Source organism: Nocardioides korecus, assembly GCF_054778395.1.
The window spans coordinates 85,901-101,245 of record NZ_BAAGZO010000005.1 but is presented as its reverse complement, the minus strand read 5'-3'; the positions used below and the strand labels follow the sequence as shown (position 1 = coordinate 101,245).

Genomic DNA, 15,345 nt, shown 5'->3' with positions numbered 1-15,345 from the left:
CAGGACTCGCACGCGCAGCGCTCAGGTGAAACCATCAGCGCGGTCGTCGAACCCAAGGAGAAGCACCACCATGAAGATCTCGGTCATCGGATGCGGCTACCTGGGTGCGGTCCACGCGGCCTGCATGGCGAAGCTTGGCCACGAGGTGGTCGGCATCGACGTCGACGAGCGCAAGATCGAGGCGCTGCGCGAGGCCCGGGCCCCGTTCTTCGAGCCGGGACTTCCCGAGCTGCTCACCGAGGCGATGGAGACGGGCAGGTTGTCCTTCACCACCGACATCGCCGAGGCTGCGGGCGCGAAGGTGCACTTCGTCTGCGTGGGCACGCCGCAGAAGAAGGACGAGTACGCCGCGGACGTGTCCTACGTCGACGCGGCCTTCGAGGGACTCCTCCCCCACCTGGCCCCCGGCGACGTGGTCGCGGGCAAGTCGACCGTGCCCGTGGGCACGGCAGAGCGCCTCTCCGCATCACTGGCCGAGCACGGCACCGACGCGGCGCTGGTGTGGAACCCCGAGTTCCTCCGCGAGGGGTTCGCGGTGAAGGACACCCTGCACCCCGACCGCCTGGTCTACGGCCTGCCCGAGGGGCAGGCGGGTCATGCCGCCGCGGCCCTGCTGGACGAGGTCTACGCGACCCCGATGGGCGAGGGCACCCCGCGGATCCTGACCGACCACGCCACTGCTCAGCTGGTCAAGGTGGCGGCGAACTCGTTCCTGGCGACCAAGATCTCCTTCATCAACGCCATGGCCGAGCTGTGCGAGCGCACCGGCGCCGACGTCACCCACCTTGCTGACGCCATCGGGCATGACGCTCGCATCGGGCGCCGGTTCCTCAACGCCGGCCTGGGCTTCGGCGGCGGCTGCCTGCCGAAGGACATCCGCGCCTTCATGGCGCGCGCCGGCGAGCTGGGCGCCGACCAGACCCTGAGCTTCCTGCGCGAGGTCGACGCCATCAACATGCGGCGCCGCGTGCGGATGGTCGACCTGGCCCGCGAGCTCTTCGACGGCTCGATCGTGGGCCGACGCATCACGGTCCTGGGCGCCTCCTTCAAGCCCGACAGCGACGACGTGCGTGACTCCCCCGCCCTCAACGTGGCCGAGCAGATGCACCTCCAGGGCGCCACCGTGACCGTGACGGACCCCCAGGCGATCGCCAACGCCCGCGCCAAGGCCCCGTCGTTGCGGTTCGTGGCCGACACCCTGGAGGCCGCGAAGGGCGCCGAGCTGGTGCTCCTGCTCACCGAGTGGGACGAGTACGTCGCCCTCGACCCGGCCACCCTGGCCGGCGTCGTCAGCGGCCGACGTTTCCTCGACGGCCGCAACGCCCTCGACCCCGAGAAGTGGCGCGCTGCGGGCTGGACCTACCGCGCCCTCGGCCGCCCCTGACGACGTCGTCGGTTGAGCAGGGCCGAAGGCCCGTTTCGAAACCGCGCTCAGGCCGGCGTGATCCCCAGCAGCACCCGCGCCTCGTCTGGCGTCATCGGCTCCCGCTGCGCCAGCCGTCCCATCTCGACAGCTCGGGCGACCAGCTGTTCGTTGTGCTCGACCGGCACGCCGCGGCTCAACGTGAGCACGTCCTCCATCCCCACCCGCAGGTGGCCACCCTTGGACAGCGACGCGAGACCGACGGCCAGTGTGGAGCGCCCGATCCCGGTCGCCGACCAGCTGGTCGTCTGTGCCGGCAGGGCAGCCACTGCGGCGACCAGCGCGTCGGCCGTCCCGGGCATGCCACCTGGCACGCCCATGACCAGGTCGACGTGCACCTGGCCGCCCCACGGCAGGCCGTGCAGGTCGAGCAACCGGTTCAGCGCCCACACCTGGCCGAGATCGAAGAGCTCGAACTCCGGCACGACGTGCCGCTCCTGGGACAGCCGGTAGAGGTCCTGCACGAACGGCCACGGGTTGAGGAACACGTCGTCGCCGAAGTTCGTGGTCCCCATGGTCAGGCTGCAGGCGTCCGGCTGGGCGTCGAGGACCTGGAGCCGGGCCTCCAGCGGGTCGTGCACGGATCCCCCGGTCGAGAGCTGGACGACCAGGTCGGTGCTCTCGTGCAGGGCGGCCACCGTGTCCTTCAGGCGCTGCCCGTCGAGGCTCGGGCGGTGCTCCTCGTCGCGGATGTGCACGTGGATCATCGCCGCGCCGGCGGCTTCGCAGCGCTGCGCGGTCGCGACGAGCTCCTCCAGCGTGGTGGGCAGCTGCGGACAGGCGTCCTTGGACGTCTCGGCCCCCGTCGGGGCCACGGTGATCAGGATGTCTCCCATGAGCCCAACCTACTGAGCGTCGTCCGCGCTCCGCTCCGGACCCGGGGAGAGTGACCGGTCGCGCACCGATGCCCACCCGATCAGGATCCTGGCGACGACGGCCCCCACGACCGACCCGAGCCCGTTGGCGACGATGTCGCTCCAGCTCGCGACCCGCGCAGGAAGGAAGAGCCCCTGGACGAGCTCCACGACCACCGCCCCCAGGAAGCCGTACGCCGTCCAGTCCTGCCACCTCGTCCGGGGGAAGGTCAGCGCCCCGAGGAAGGTCAGCGGCGCGATGATGGCCGCGTTCATGACCACCTCGGCCCGGTCGAAGGTCACCCACGTGTCGGGCAGGACCAGATCGACCACCTTGACCAGGTCGAGCACCAGCGAGGACTGCACGGTCGAGGTGGGGCTCAGCAGGGCGACCACCAGGGCAACGGCATAGAGGACGAGCAGCATCCCCGTGGCTCGACGGTTCACAGACCTGGTGGACAGGGCAACTGAGTCATCCGGACTCGCGAAGGTCGGTCACGTGGGAGCGGTACCACTCCACGGTGGAGGCGATCCCCTCCCGGAGCCCGATCCGGGACCTCCAGCCCGCCTCGGCGAGCTTGGTGACGTCGAGGAGCTTCTGCGGCGTCCCGTCGGGCTTCGAGGTGTCCCACTCGACGTCCCCGGTGAATCCGACCGCCTCGGCCACGAAACCCGCGATCTCGGCGATTGTCGCGTCGCGACCGGTGCCGACGTTGATCTGCTCTGGGCCGTCGTAGTTCTCGAGCAGGTGAAAGCAGGCCGCCGCCATGTCGTCGACATGGAGGAACTCGCGCCGGGGACGACCCGTGCCCCAATTGGTCACCGCCGCCGCCCCGGACTGCGCAGCCTCGTCGTAGCGGCGGATCAGCGCCGGCAGCACGTGGGAGCCCGTGGGTGAGAAGTTGTCGCCCGGCCCGTAGAGGTTGGTCGGCATCGCCGAGATCCAGGGCAGGCCGTGCTGACGACGCACTGCCTGCACCTGCAGGATGCCTGCGATCTTGGCGATCGCGTAGGCGTCGTTGGTCGGCTCCAGATAGCCCGTCAGCAGCGCGTCCTCGGTGATCGGCTGCTCGGCGAGCTTGGGGTAGATGCAAGAGGACCCCAGGAACAGCAGCCGCTCCACGCGCTGCTCGAGGGCGGCGTCCATCACGTTGACCTGGATCTGCAGGTTGACCGACAAGAAGTCCGCCGGATAGGTGCTGTTCGCCAGGATCCCGCCCACCTTCGCTGCCGCGAGCACGACGTAGCGCGGCCGCACCTCGGCGAAGAAGTCGAACACGGCCTGGCGGTCGGTCAGGTCGAGCTCGGACGAGCTGCGACCGACCAGGTCGGTGAATCCTTGGGACTCCAGGTGGCGCCAGATCCCGGAGCCGACCAGACCGCGGTGGCCGGCGACGTACGTCGTGGCCGACCGGTCGAGCGGCCCGGGCTCGAACGTCACCGGGTCGGGCTGCACGGGCTCGCTCACCGGACGTCGGTGGCGGGCCAGTCGGGCAGGGCCGGGTGGTCGATCCAAGCGCCACCCTCGTGCTTGAGCGCCTCGACGTCGGCGTCGACCATGATCCGGGCCAGCTGCTCGGTGTCCACGGTGGCCTTCCACCCCAGCTGACGCTCGGCCTTGCTCGCGTCCCCGATCAGGGCGTCGACCTCGGAAGGGCGCAGGTAGCGCTCGTCGAACTTGACATGCTTCTCCCAGTCGAGCCGGGCGTGCTCGAAGGCGGTGACGACGAAGTCGCGGACCGTGAAGTTGCCACCCGTGGCCAGCACGTAGTCATCGGGGTCGTCGGCCTGGAGCATGCGCCACATGCCCTCGACGTACTCCGGGGCATAACCCCAGTCGCGGATGGCGTCCAGGTTGCCGAGGTAGAGATCCTTCTCCAGGCCCGCCTGAATCCTGGCCACCGCCCGGGTGATCTTGCGGGTCACGAAGGTCTCGCCTCGACGAGGCGACTCGTGGTTGAACAGGATCCCGTTGACCGCGAACAGCCCGTAGGCCTCGCGGTAGTTGCGCGCCACCCAGTAGGCATAGACCTTCGCCGCGCCATAGGGCGACCGCGGGTGGAACAGGGTGTCCTCGTTCTGCGGCGGCGGCGTCGCACCGAACATCTCCGAGCTCGACGCCTGGTAGTAGCGACACTTCACCCCCGCGACCCGCACGGCCTCCAGCAGACGCATGGCTCCGATGCCGGTCGTGTCACCGGTGTGCTCCGGCTCGTCGAAGCTGACCCGCACGTGCGTCTGGGCCGCGAGATTGTAGACCTCGTCAGGGTCGATCTCGTGCATCAGGGTGACCAGCCTGGCTCCGTCGGACAGGTCGCCGTAGTGGAGGTGCAAACGGTTGTCAGGGTCGTGGGGGTCGAGGTAGAGGTGATCAATGCGATGGGTGTTGAACGTCGACGCGCGTCGAATCAGGCCGTGCACCTCATACCCCTTACTGAGCAGGAGCTCGGCCAGGTAGGACCCGTCCTGACCTGTGATGCCCGTGATGAGAGCACTCTTCACATCAGTCACCCTCCTCACCTTGTCGTAGAGTCGTCGCGATCTTAAAGGCAAATAGCCACTGACCTATGCCGCAGGCGCGCGGCCTACACCCTCCGGACGACCCCGTTCGCTCTCTTACCGCGTCAACCCCTCCCGCTGTTGGGTCCACCCGAGCAGTGGCAATCACCCGATCCGCAAGGCTTGTCGTCCGTCGTCCGTCGGCGGACAACGATCCTGTAACCTCAAGTCGCCCTAATGCTCCGTTCCTCGATCGAACTGAGGTCTGTCTTGATCCCCACCTACTCCGTATGTGGGATCGACGTAGTCGCGATGTCTCCCGAGGACGCGGCAAGGAAACTAGTCGTCTTGGGTCTGGACCATCAGCCGTGCCAGGTCCACCTGTGCAACTCGTACACTTTCTCGCTCGCTGATGGGGATGACGATCTTCGCGATGCACTCGTTCAGGCCGACCTCAACCTCCCCGACGGCGTTCCAGTCGCGTGGCTGGGTCGAAGCTCTGGCGTGAGCGCCCCCGTACGCGGGTCGAAGCTGTTCGAAGATGTGGTGCGGCAAGGAGTGACGGTGGGTGCGCGGCACTACTTGTACGGAGGTGCCGAGGGTGTCGCCCCCATTGTGGCTGCGGCGCTGCAGGATCGCATTCCTGGCGCGGAGGTGGCCGGCATAGAGACGCCCCCATGGACGGACTTGGACGAAACCTCCCTGCTCGAGCTCGCCTCCCGGGTCATCGGGTCCGGGGCGACTCACGTGTGGGTGGGGCTCGGAACTCCTCGACAGGACTACTTGGTCCACCGGCTCACCCCGCTCATTCATATACCGGTCATCCCGATCGGAGCGGCCTTCGACTTCTGGGCCGGCACCGTGCGAGAAGCCCCCCCGTGGATGCAGGGCACTGGGTTCGAGTGGATCTTTCGGCTTCGCCAGGAGCCACGACGACTCTGGCGTCGCTACTTGGTCGGAAACCCGCGATTCGTTTTGAGCGTCGTCCGCCATAGTCGCCACCAGGCCGCGCGCGACTAATCTCGCCGGTTCCCGATTACACCCAACACTCGAGATGCGTGACGGCACGCTGAACCGAAGGGGTTAGGACGAATGAGGGTGCTCGTCGCGCACAACCGCTACCAGTCGCTGCAGCCCAGCGGGGAGAACGTGGCCGTCACGGCTGAGATCAGACTGCTGCGGGAGGCCGGGGTCGAGGTCGACGTGATGTCGCCCAGCAGCGACGCCCTGCGGTCCAGCGCGGCCCGGGCGAGGGCTGCCGGCCAGGCCGTGTGGAGCACGGGCGCGGCGCGAGACCTCAGGGCCCGGACCGAGGCGCGCTCCTACGACGTCGTGCACGTGCACAACGTCTACCCGCAGCTGAGCCCGTCCATCGTCCGGGAGGCGGCCCGCGGAGGTGCGAAGGTCGTGCACACGGTGCACAACTATCGGCTCTCGTGCCTGAAGGGGACCCACTTCCGCGACGGAGGCGTATGCGAGGCCTGCACGGGCCACCGGGTCAAGGCGGCTGCGGTCCTGCATGGCTGCTACCGGGACTCGCGGGTGCAGTCGCTGCCGATGGTCGTGAGCCGGGCCGTCGGCGAGTCGGTGTGGATGGACGACATCGACACCTACATCGCGCTGACGCCGTTCATGCAGCACCGGCTCGAGCTCGAGGGCGTCGCGGCGAGACGTATTGTCTTACGCCCGTCGTGGACCCGCGACCCGGGTCGATCTGACCCGGACGCTCGGCGCCGTCCGGAGCTGCTCTTCGCCGGTCGACTCGACGAGGCCAAAGGGATCCCGCTGCTGCTTCAGTCGTGGCGACGCCTGACCGAGCGGGGTGGACGACCCGAGGACGCCGTGCTCCGCGTCGCGGGCGCAGGCCCGTCGGCCGCGGCGGTGTCCGAGGCCGCTGCTGCCGACCCCTCGATCCGTGTTGCGGGCAGCGTGGACCGGGACCGGTTGGGCGAGCTGATGGTCGGCGCCCGGGCCCTGGTGGTCCCGTCGCTGTGGTTCGAGGGGTTTCCCCTGGTGGTCGTCGAGGCCTTCGCCCGTGGGCTGCCGATCGTCGTGCTCGACGGCGGGGCGCTCGCCTCGGTGGTGGACACGACGCTCGGGTGGAGTGCCGACCCGTCGGTCGAGTCACTCTCGCAGGCCCTGGGCCGGGCGCTGCGCGAGTCGAGCCCCGCTCACCGCCGGGCCGCCCGTCAGCGCTACGAGGACGAGCACAGTCCTGCGCGCGCGCTCAGCTCGCTACTCGGGATCTACCAACGCCCGGTCCAGTAGGACCCTTGCGGGGTTTCCGGCCACGGTCGCACCGGCGGGGACGTCGTGGACGACCACGGCCCCGGCCGCGATGGTCGCTCCGTCCCCGATCGTGATGCCGCCGATGGCGACGCTGCCGGGTCCGAACTCGACGTCGTCCCCGACACGGGGGCACGGTCCGTGGGGCACCTTGTGGCCCAGCGTGACCCCGTGGCGCAGCGTGACGTTCTCGCCCAGGACACTGCCGTCGTTGATGACCAGGCCGACGCCGTGGTAGACGCGCAGACCCCGGCCGATCGTCGCCCCCCACGGGATCTCGATGCCGAGCACCCACTCGACGAGCACGCGGTAGGTGACGAGCACGGGAAGGGCCGCGGGCGAGAGGCGGGAGCGCCTGCGGGCGAGCTGGGCCGCGCGGAACATGACGCACACGAGGCGGCCCTTGAGGTTGCCCTTGTTGGCGGCCCAGTCCTGCCACACGTAGTCGGACCGGGCGTCGCCCTCTCCGGTGCTTCGCGGCACGTCGGCCCCTCCCTCGCATCGGCCACCGCCCAGGACAATGCCCCGGTCGGAGGAGCGGAGTCCGAGAACTCCTCTATGGTTCCTGCAGCATCGCACGGACTGCGAGGGGAGCCACCGCATGCCTGACCTATCGGTGGTGATGGCCGCCCACGACGCGGCCTCGACCATCGCCTCCGCCATCGCCTCGATCCAGGCCCAGACCTACGCCGACTGGGAGCTCCTGGTGGTCGACGACGCGTCGTCGGACGACACGCTCGATATCGCCCACGAGGCGGCTGCCACCGACGCCCGCATCCGCATCCTGACGTCGCAGGTGAACGCCGGTGCCGGCGCGGCACGGAACCGCGCCCTGGGGGTGAGCGAGGCTGACTTCGTGGCCGTCATGGACGCGGACGACATCGCCCTCCCCGAGCGGCTCGCTGCCCAGCTGGAGGTGATCCGCCAGCGCCGGCTGGTCGCGGTGGCCAGCCAGCTGGCCACGTTCGGGGACTGGGGCGGACCCGTCACGGCGGCGTGGCCGACGGACCCCGTCGTCATCAACCGCCGGCAGCGACGGGGATCCATGCCGTTGCCGCACCCGTCGTGCCTCCTGCGACGCGAGGCCGTCGTGGCGGCGGGCGGCTACGACGAGCGGTGCCGGCGGGCCGAGGACTACGCGCTGATGCTGAGGCTGGGCACGGCACCCATGGCCTGCCTCCCCGAAGTGCACCTGCACTACCGGACCACCAGGCCGATCTCGCTGGCCTACACCCTCGACAGCGGGAGGGACGGAGCACTCGCACGTCGTCGCAACCGGAGGCAGCTCGACGTCGAGGCGCTGAGCCCGGCGCAGCGGACCCTCGCCGATCTCCGCTCCACCGTCACCTGGGTGCGCCGCGGGCTCCGCGAACGTCGTCTGGCCTGATGCCCGGTTCGTCGGGGCGCAGCGCCGACCCGATCAGGACGCCAAGCGGGATCATCGCGAAGACGTAGACAATGGTGTTGTCCAAGAGCGAGGTGAGGATGATCAGTGCCACCGACGAGATCAGGACCAGCCCCCGGCGAACGTCCCGGGCGCCTTCGGCGCGACGGACCACTGTGAGCCCCGTCCACGTTAGCTGGACCAGAGCCAGGACCCAGAGCGTGACCCCGACGATGCCGAAGTCGTACAGGAGTCGCAGGTAGTCGTTGTGGGGCTGGGTGATGACCACGTAGGTGTTCGTGACCACCTGCTCCGATCCCCCGGCGCCATTGCCGAGGAGCTTGTGTCCCAGCTCAAAGGCGCTCTCGACCGAGCCCCAGATGCGGAGGCGCCCGGAGGTGCCGATGTCGACGCCGAGGAGCGCACCTCCGTCGTTCACGGCGAACCTCTCCCGTAAAGGCTGGTACTGGGACAGCGCCCACCACGCCAGCGCACCCAGAACCACCCCCCTACCCAGCCAGCGACGGAAGGCTGCCCGCGAGTCCGCGCCGTCGGCGCCGAGGGTCGGCATGGTCAGCAGCACCACCGCGATAGCGATCAGCTCACGTGACAGGGAGAACAGCACGATGACGAAGAAGACGGCACTGAAGACCAGACGCCACCGGCTGCGGGGCAGGAGCACCGTGACCAACAGCCCGATTGTCGCCACCAGCGGCAAGGCGCCCGTCCCGATGATCCGCAGATCGCTGCGCTCGTGCTGGGCAGACACCAGCGCGCTGGGTACCACGCCCACCAGAGCTGCCAGGCGGAAGGCCTTCAGACGGGTGATCATGGACTCAGCAGCGCCGCGCATCGCCACCGAGACCGAGCTGGCGAAGCAGATGTAGACCGCAACGTTTTGCGCGCCCTGTCTGGTCAAGGGGTGCCACAGGCAGGAAAGCAAGGCATAGGCCACGAAGGCCCAGAGAAAGCGGGTCGGCCCTGTGCCGCCGACCTGGTGCCGCCCCGAGCCGAGCACAGTGACCGCCAGCAGGACCAGCGCCAGCCCGAGGGTGAGCGCGCCCTGGGCCCCGGTCGCCCGGAGCGGCTCGGCCAGGGCGAGCCACGCCAGCGCGAGCAGGGTGGCCGCGCTCAGCCTTCGCGAGCCTCGGACGAGACGTGGCCGGGCGGTGGGCGCCGTGCCTACGGTCACGACCGCTCCTCACGTGGTGGGCATACGGCCAACCACGTCAGCCCACCGGCCCGACGGGCGCAGGGGAGACGGCGACCCTGAACGGCCACACCATATACTTTTCGTCGTGGACATCTCCCGCGTGCAACGCATGCTGGGTCCTCGCGAGGGCACGGCGTATCGAGTCGGCCGGTCGGTCTACCGCGGCGGCGTCCGTCTGGTCACGCCGCCTCGCCTCCTGCTCAGGCGTGCACTCGGCATCGAGGCCACGGTCGAGGTCGACTCGCTGCGCCTCGTGGTGCCCGACGACATGCGTTGGGCCTACCGCGGCGGCACCTACTACGAGCAGGGCACCCGCGCGGCGCTGCTCGACTTGGTGACGCGCAGCGAACGGCCCGTGTTCTACGACGTGGGGGCCAACGCGGGATTCTTCACGCTGTCACTCGCGCCGCTCGCCCACGAGGTGCACAGCTTCGAACCCGTCAACTCGACCCATGCCATCTTGAGCAAGAACGTCCAGCGGAACGCACTGCACAACGTCCACCTCCACCAGCTGGCCCTCGGCGAGGAGAGCCGCAAGGACCAGATCCACCTCTACTCCTCGAGCGGCAACAATTCGCTGCACGACATCAGCCTCGGCTCGATCTACTCGATCGGGTCCCAGGACGTGCACGTCGACACCCTCGACCGACTGGTGCTCGAGGCGGAGACCACACCTCCGACGCTGATCAAGATCGACATCGAGGGTGGGGAGCTTGACTGCCTGCGGGGAGCCGGCGAGGTGCTGCGTCGGTTCCGGCCCGTGATCGTGTGCGAGTTCTTCGACTCGCACTTCGAGGCGGCGGGCTACGGCAGCGGCGACATCGTCGACCTCCTGCACGCCGCAGGCTACGACCTCTTCACCTTCGAGAGCGACGACGCCGACTTCGCACCGAAGCCCCTCACGACGGAGACCGTCGCCGACAGCCGCACGACTCTCTTGGGCGTGCCGACCGCATGACATCCGTCAGCGTCATCATGGCCGCGCACGACGCGGCGTCGACGATCGAGGCCGCCGTGCACTCCATCCAGCGCCAGACGCTGACGGACTGGGAGCTGATCGTCGTAGATGACGGTTCGAAGGATTCCACCGCTGACCTGATTGAGGCGATGCGCGCCCAGGATGCTCGGATCAAGCTGATCTCGCTGAACGAGGCAGGGGGATCCGGCGCCGCGCGCAACCTCGCGATCGAGGCCGCAGTTTCTCCGTACGTCGCGGTGCACGACGCGGACGACATCTCCCTACCCGGGCGCCTTGGCACACAGGTCGAGTTCCTCCGGACGTCCTCCGTGGTCGCGGTGGCCAGCCAAATTGCGGAGTTCGGCGACTGGGGCGGACCGGTCGTCTCGCACTGGCCGACGGAACCGGCGAGGATCAACCGGCGCCAGCGCCGGCGCCAGATGCCGCTCCCGCACCCCTCGTGCACCTTCCTACGCAGCGAGGTGCTCCGCGTCGGCGGTTACGACCCGGCCTGTCTGCGCGCTCAGGACTTCGCGTTGATGCTGCGACTCGGCCGGCTGCCGATGGCGTGTCTCCCCAACGTGCACATGCTCTACCGCACCGAGCGTCCGGCGTCGCTGTCATACGTGCTGGCCAGCGGCCGTGGTGGGGCCCTGGCCAGTTGGCGCAACCACGAGTCCGGTCGACGCGAGGACCGTAGGCTTGGACCGGCGAGACGGACCATCGCCGACGCCAGGTCCGTTGCCTCCTGGGGTGTTCGTCACCTGCGCGAGACGCGTTCGGTTTCTCCGGACCCGAGCTTGCTGCAGCGGGAGGCCAGCAGGTCCATCGACGACGACCACGACAGCTGATCCCATAGGGCGTCGCGTTCGTGCCGGGACGGTGGCAGGTCCTTCAAGTGGGCCAGCGCCGCCGTCCACGCCTGTGCCTCAGGCGCGACGAGAGCGACGCCCTCCACTCCGCGCAGCAGGTCACCGATGTGGGCAGCGCTGCTGACCAGCACACGGCAACCGCTGCTCAGGGCCTCCAGCAACGCTACCGAGTGGCACTCCCACCTGCTCGGCAGCACGAAGGCCGTGGTGCTCGCCAACGCTCGACGCTTTCCCTCCTCGTCGAGCGCGCCCGTCACCCGCACGGACTCGTGAAGGCGCAGGGAGGACACGAGGGACCGGAGCTCCGCCTCACCGCCCAGGTGGTCGTAACCCGCGATGTGCAGGGCGGGACGTCTGTCCGGCTCAAGGCCCGCCAGCCCCTGCAACAGAAGGTCGAGGCCTTTGTGGTGGACGTCGAAGCGGCCGAACCATAAGACCTCGGGGCGGCCCCCGCCAACGACGTCCAGACGCCGTGAGAGCGCGCCCGACGGCGCCACCAGGGCGGTGGAGCGGGGTGCGACCACCTGCAGGTCCGGGATCTCGGAATTGAAGAACAGGTGAACGAACTCTGACCGCTCCACCCAGTAGGCCTCTGCCGCGGTCCGCAGCCTCCCCAGCAACTTGCGACCCCGTAGCTGTCTCACGATGTTCGGGTCGTAGACACCGTGCGGCATGACGGCGTATGGCGTCCCGGAGCGGCGGCACGCAGCGGCCGCGAGGTGGTGGCTGAGGGTCCACCCTTCGTGCAGCACCACGAGGTCGGCCCCACTGACGGCGTCGCGGAAGCTCGCTATCCGGGGGCGGAACGAGCGACGGTTCGTGCCGCGGTGCTCCACGACACTGAACGGCACGCAGTAGGACCTGGACGGGTCGAGCGGCCCGGGGGCGCCCGCGACCGACACCGTCCACCCCCGGCGCACCTGCTCCTGAGCCCAAAGATCGATGGCGGCCGTCACACCGGAGAAGTGGGACAACGCTTGGGCGTAGTAGTGGACGACTCTCATGCAACGACCTCCTCAAGGCTTCGAAAACAGGTTCGGGTGCTGGGAATCACGTGACCCCTTAGCCTGTCACACGATGACGAAGCCACAGGTCAAGAGCGATGCCCAGGTTGTGGCGGGTCGCGGCCTCCTGCACCGCGGGCGGCGACTGCTGGGCGAAGGCGCGCACCTGACGGCCAACCACGTCCTATTCGCTGGCGCCGCTGTCCTGATCACGTCCGCTCTAGTCAGGCAGTCGAGTTCCAACCTGGCAGCGGCGGTGCTTGCCGGGTACGCCGTCGAGTCAGTTGTGGTCACGGCAGCGCGCGGATACTTCGTCACAGCACCCGTCTACCGCCACCAGCCGCTGACCGAGCTTTGTCGCGACGACCTCGGTTTCGCCGCCTGGAGAATGGTGACGGTCACCGTTCTGGCCTGGCCCGTGTTTACGGCCGTCACGTACTGGCTCTACCCTCACGTCACGGTCGCGGTGGTGGCGGGCTTCTGGGCGTCATCGATGATGATAGGCGACCTCGGGCGCACCTTGAACGCAACTTTCGCAACCGGCAGGTCGGCGCTCGTGAGCATGGCGGCGTACACGGCAGCGACGGCGGCCCTCGGCCTCCTGGCGCACCATGTCGGTGTCGTGCTGCTGCTGAGCCTTTCCGGCGCGCTGTCCCTGCTGCTGGCCGGGACGTCGCTGGCGCTGTTGGCCACCCGCTCACGACCTGGTGCGTGTCGGTTCTGGCAGCGCGAGGCACGATTCGCACGAGCACTGGCCGGCGAAGGTGCAGGCGCGGTGGTATCCCTGGCCCTGGCGCAGCTGGTCATCGCGCGACTCGCGCCCCAGGAGATGGTCGCCCTCCAGGTGGCCAACCAGGCCGTGGCAAGTCCAGCACTGCTGCTGGTCAACGGGCTGTCGGTGCCGATCATCCGCCGGGCTCAACGGCGCCGTGCCGCCGGCCGCAGCGAGGTCTCGATCCTGGCCGCATGGGCCGGGGCGGACGCCGTGCTCCTGGCCGCGGCTTGTCTCGCCGCGTTCGCAGTCACACCAATACTGGAACACGTGTTCGGTGACCCCTGGGCGAAGGCGCTGGACCTCGTGCTGCCCTTGGCGGCCTACGTTGCTGTCGTGGCCGCCGTGCAAGCGTTCCTGACGCGGTACCGCTCCTACATCGATCCCCGAAGAATTCGGCGCGCCTTCGTGCTAATGCTGGCGCTCGGCCAACTGCCCCAGGTCGCCTGGGTCGGGCTGGAATGGCCCGGAGGGCTTTCTATGGGGCTGCTCATAGGTGCCGCGGTGGTGGGGGTCTCTGCCGCCGCCCAGCTCTACCGGTGGGAGCGATCCGTATTGCCTCGGGCCCACCAACGCACGCCATGACGGGAGCGGAACCTCAACGGGCTTTCAGAGGATGGGGCGACCGACGGCGTCCCGACCAGCATCCAGGTGTGGTGCCCACGTTGCGCCGCGCGGTTCACTCTCCAGCTACTCGGCCAGATCACCCGCGTTGTCGGCCGAACTGGCCCGCGGTGGCCGGGAGCGCCCGCCGATCACCCCCACCGGCACGTCCCCGCAGATCAGCGGACGCGGGACGGTAGAGATCTACCGCACCGTCTAATTGCGTTCGCGACCAGTATCGCGCAGCAACAGATCCCCGAATTTATACGGGCCGAGGGGTTTGATGCGCGAACTCTCCGCGTCGTGGTCAGTGTCAGACCGAGACGCTGACCTCGGCGATGGATCCGCGGGCGGCGGTCACCGTGGTGTCCACCGGCTCGGCCTTGGGGGCCAGGGTGCGCAGGGTCCAGTCGCCGGGGCCGGCGAAGAACCGGAAGTGACCGGTCGCCGAGGTGGGGACCTCGGCGGTGAACTCACCGGTCCGGTCGAGCAGGCGCACGTAGGCGTTGCCGACGGGCTCGGCGGAACGGGTCACCTGGCCCTGGATGATGGCCTCCTTGGCCACGTCGATGCCGTCGAGCGAGAGACCGCCCTCAGTCGCGCCGCACATCTCAGGCCTCCCCGCGCTCGTCGCCCAGCGCCACGGGGACGCCGACGAGGGAGCCGTACTCGGTCCACGAGCCGTCGTAGTTCTTGACGTTCTTGCGACCCAGCAGCTCCTGGAGCACGAACCAGGTCAGCGACGAGCGCTCGCCGATGCGGCACAGGGCGATGGTGTCCTTGTCCTCGTCGAACCCAACCTCCTCGTAGAGGGCGGCCAGCTGCTCGTCGGACTTGAAGGTGCCGTCGTCGTTGGCGTTCTTGCTCCAGGGCACGTTGACCGAGGTCGGCACGTGGCCGGCGCGCTGGGCCTGCTCCTGGGGGAGGTGGGCCGGGGCGAGCAGGCGACCGGCGTACTCGTCGGGGCTGCGCACGTCGACCAGGTTCTGGGTGCCGATCGCGGCGACGACCTCGTCGCGGAACGCGCGGATCGAGGTGTCCTGCTCGGTGGCGGTGTAGGAGGTCTTCTCGCGGGTCGGGACCTCGCTGGTGAGCTCGCGGCTGTCGAGCTCCCACTTCTTGCGGCCGCCGTCCATGAGCTTGACGTCGGCGTGGCCGTAGAGCGTGAAGTACCAGTACGCGTAGGCCGCGAACCAGTTGTTGTTGCCGCCGTAGAGCACGACGGTGTGGTCGTTGCCCACACCGCGGTCCGACAGCAGGGCCTCGAACTGCTCCTTGTTGACGAAGTCGCGACGGACCTGGTCCTGGAGGTCCGTGGTCCAGTCGAGCTTGATGGCCCCACGGATGTGGCCCTTGTCGTAGGCCTTGGTGTCCTCGTCGACCTCGACCAGCACGATGCTGGGGTCGTCCAGGTGCTCCTCGACCCAGTCGGTGGTGACCAGAGCGTTCTCGCGGCTCATGTGTGCCTTCTTCCTTG

The 15,345-nt window shown here is 68.9% G+C and carries 16 protein-coding genes; 7 read left to right on the top strand and 9 right to left on the bottom strand.

From position 1 onward, the window contains the following. Positions 1–70 precede the first annotated feature (70 nt). On the top strand, positions 71–1,384 hold the full coding sequence (locus ACYVDA_RS11225) for a UDP-glucose dehydrogenase family protein (RefSeq protein ID WP_460818429.1): 1,314 nt from the start codon (positions 71–73) through the stop codon (positions 1,382–1,384). Between the two features lie 47 nt (positions 1,385–1,431). Here the strand turns inward: ACYVDA_RS11225 and ACYVDA_RS11220 are convergent, their stop codons facing one another. From ACYVDA_RS11220 to gmd, 4 genes are read right to left on the bottom strand one after another with little or no spacing between them, the layout of a single operon-like run. Then, positions 1,432–2,259, bottom strand: coding sequence for a beta-keto acid cleavage family enzyme (locus ACYVDA_RS11220; RefSeq protein WP_460818427.1), 828 nt, complete (start codon positions 2,257–2,259; stop codon positions 1,432–1,434). 9 nt (positions 2,260–2,268) lie between these two features. After that, positions 2,269–2,724, bottom strand: a complete 456-nt coding sequence (locus ACYVDA_RS11215; RefSeq protein ID WP_460818425.1) for a VanZ family protein — start codon at positions 2,722–2,724, stop codon at positions 2,269–2,271. A 25-nt stretch (positions 2,725–2,749) separates the two neighbouring features. Then, entirely contained in the window at positions 2,750–3,745 is a 996-nt protein-coding gene (locus ACYVDA_RS11210; protein WP_460818423.1) for a GDP-L-fucose synthase family protein, read from the bottom strand. Further along, positions 3,742–4,788 carry a GDP-mannose 4,6-dehydratase gene (gene gmd, locus ACYVDA_RS11205; RefSeq protein ID WP_460818420.1) on the bottom strand — a complete coding sequence of 349 codons (1,047 nt, stop codon included), beginning with the start codon at positions 4,786–4,788 and terminating at the stop codon, positions 3,742–3,744. The genes ACYVDA_RS11210 and gmd overlap by 4 nt, the downstream gene beginning before the upstream one ends. Before the next feature lie 225 nt (positions 4,789–5,013). Here gmd and ACYVDA_RS11200 point away from each other — a divergent pair, with 225 nt between their 5' ends. Together ACYVDA_RS11200 and ACYVDA_RS11195 are read left to right on the top strand one after the other, a co-directional pair. Continuing rightward, complete coding sequence (locus tag ACYVDA_RS11200) at positions 5,014–5,796, top strand: WecB/TagA/CpsF family glycosyltransferase (protein ID WP_460818417.1); 783 nt, start codon at positions 5,014–5,016, stop codon at positions 5,794–5,796. Between the two features lie 78 nt (positions 5,797–5,874). Further along, the gene (locus ACYVDA_RS11195; RefSeq protein WP_460818414.1) at positions 5,875–7,044 is read left to right on the top strand and encodes a glycosyltransferase; all 1,170 of its coding nucleotides are present in this window, start codon (positions 5,875–5,877) and stop codon (positions 7,042–7,044) included. Here ACYVDA_RS11195 and ACYVDA_RS11190 read toward each other — a convergent pair. Continuing rightward, complete coding sequence (locus tag ACYVDA_RS11190) at positions 7,012–7,545, bottom strand: serine O-acetyltransferase (protein ID WP_460818412.1); 534 nt, start codon at positions 7,543–7,545, stop codon at positions 7,012–7,014. The two genes, ACYVDA_RS11195 and ACYVDA_RS11190, sit on opposite strands and share 33 nt — an antisense overlap. Before the next feature lie 118 nt (positions 7,546–7,663). Here ACYVDA_RS11190 and ACYVDA_RS11185 point away from each other — a divergent pair, with 118 nt between their 5' ends. Further along, positions 7,664–8,449: a glycosyltransferase family 2 protein gene (locus tag ACYVDA_RS11185; protein WP_460818410.1), complete on the top strand. Its 786-nt coding sequence runs from the start codon at positions 7,664–7,666 to the stop codon at positions 8,447–8,449. On the opposite strand, the gene ACYVDA_RS11180 is transcribed toward ACYVDA_RS11185, so the two are convergent. Continuing rightward, positions 8,406–9,638, bottom strand: coding sequence for an O-antigen ligase family protein (locus tag ACYVDA_RS11180; protein ID WP_460818408.1), 1,233 nt, complete (start codon positions 9,636–9,638; stop codon positions 8,406–8,408). The genes ACYVDA_RS11185 and ACYVDA_RS11180 overlap by 44 nt on opposite strands. A 106-nt stretch (positions 9,639–9,744) precedes the next feature. Between ACYVDA_RS11180 and ACYVDA_RS11175 the strand changes: the two genes are divergently transcribed. Continuing rightward, positions 9,745–10,617, top strand: coding sequence for an FkbM family methyltransferase (locus ACYVDA_RS11175; protein ID WP_460818406.1), 873 nt, complete (start codon positions 9,745–9,747; stop codon positions 10,615–10,617). Beyond that, positions 10,614–11,468 (top strand): glycosyltransferase family 2 protein, encoded by an 855-nt coding sequence (locus ACYVDA_RS11170; RefSeq protein ID WP_460818404.1) that lies wholly within the window; start codon positions 10,614–10,616, stop codon positions 11,466–11,468. The genes ACYVDA_RS11175 and ACYVDA_RS11170 overlap by 4 nt, the downstream gene beginning before the upstream one ends. Here the strand turns inward: ACYVDA_RS11170 and ACYVDA_RS11165 are convergent. Further along, positions 11,378–12,493, bottom strand: a complete 1,116-nt coding sequence (locus tag ACYVDA_RS11165; protein WP_460818402.1) for a glycosyltransferase — start codon at positions 12,491–12,493, stop codon at positions 11,378–11,380. The genes ACYVDA_RS11170 and ACYVDA_RS11165 overlap by 91 nt on opposite strands. A 73-nt stretch (positions 12,494–12,566) precedes the next feature. Between ACYVDA_RS11165 and ACYVDA_RS11160 the strand changes: the two genes are divergently transcribed. Then, positions 12,567–13,850: a hypothetical protein gene (locus ACYVDA_RS11160; protein WP_460818400.1), complete on the top strand. Its 1,284-nt coding sequence runs from the start codon at positions 12,567–12,569 to the stop codon at positions 13,848–13,850. A gap of 331 nt (positions 13,851–14,181) precedes the next feature. On the opposite strand, the gene ACYVDA_RS11155 is transcribed toward ACYVDA_RS11160, so the two are convergent. Together ACYVDA_RS11155 and ACYVDA_RS11150 are read right to left on the bottom strand one after the other, a co-directional pair. After that, a complete protein-coding gene (locus tag ACYVDA_RS11155; RefSeq protein WP_460818398.1) occupies positions 14,182–14,478 on the bottom strand; it encodes a DUF1416 domain-containing protein in 297 nt (98 codons plus the stop codon). Position 14,479: 1 nt separating this feature from the next. Beyond that, positions 14,480–15,328, bottom strand: coding sequence for a sulfurtransferase (locus ACYVDA_RS11150; RefSeq protein ID WP_460818396.1), 849 nt, complete (start codon positions 15,326–15,328; stop codon positions 14,480–14,482). Positions 15,329–15,345 lie beyond the last annotated feature (17 nt).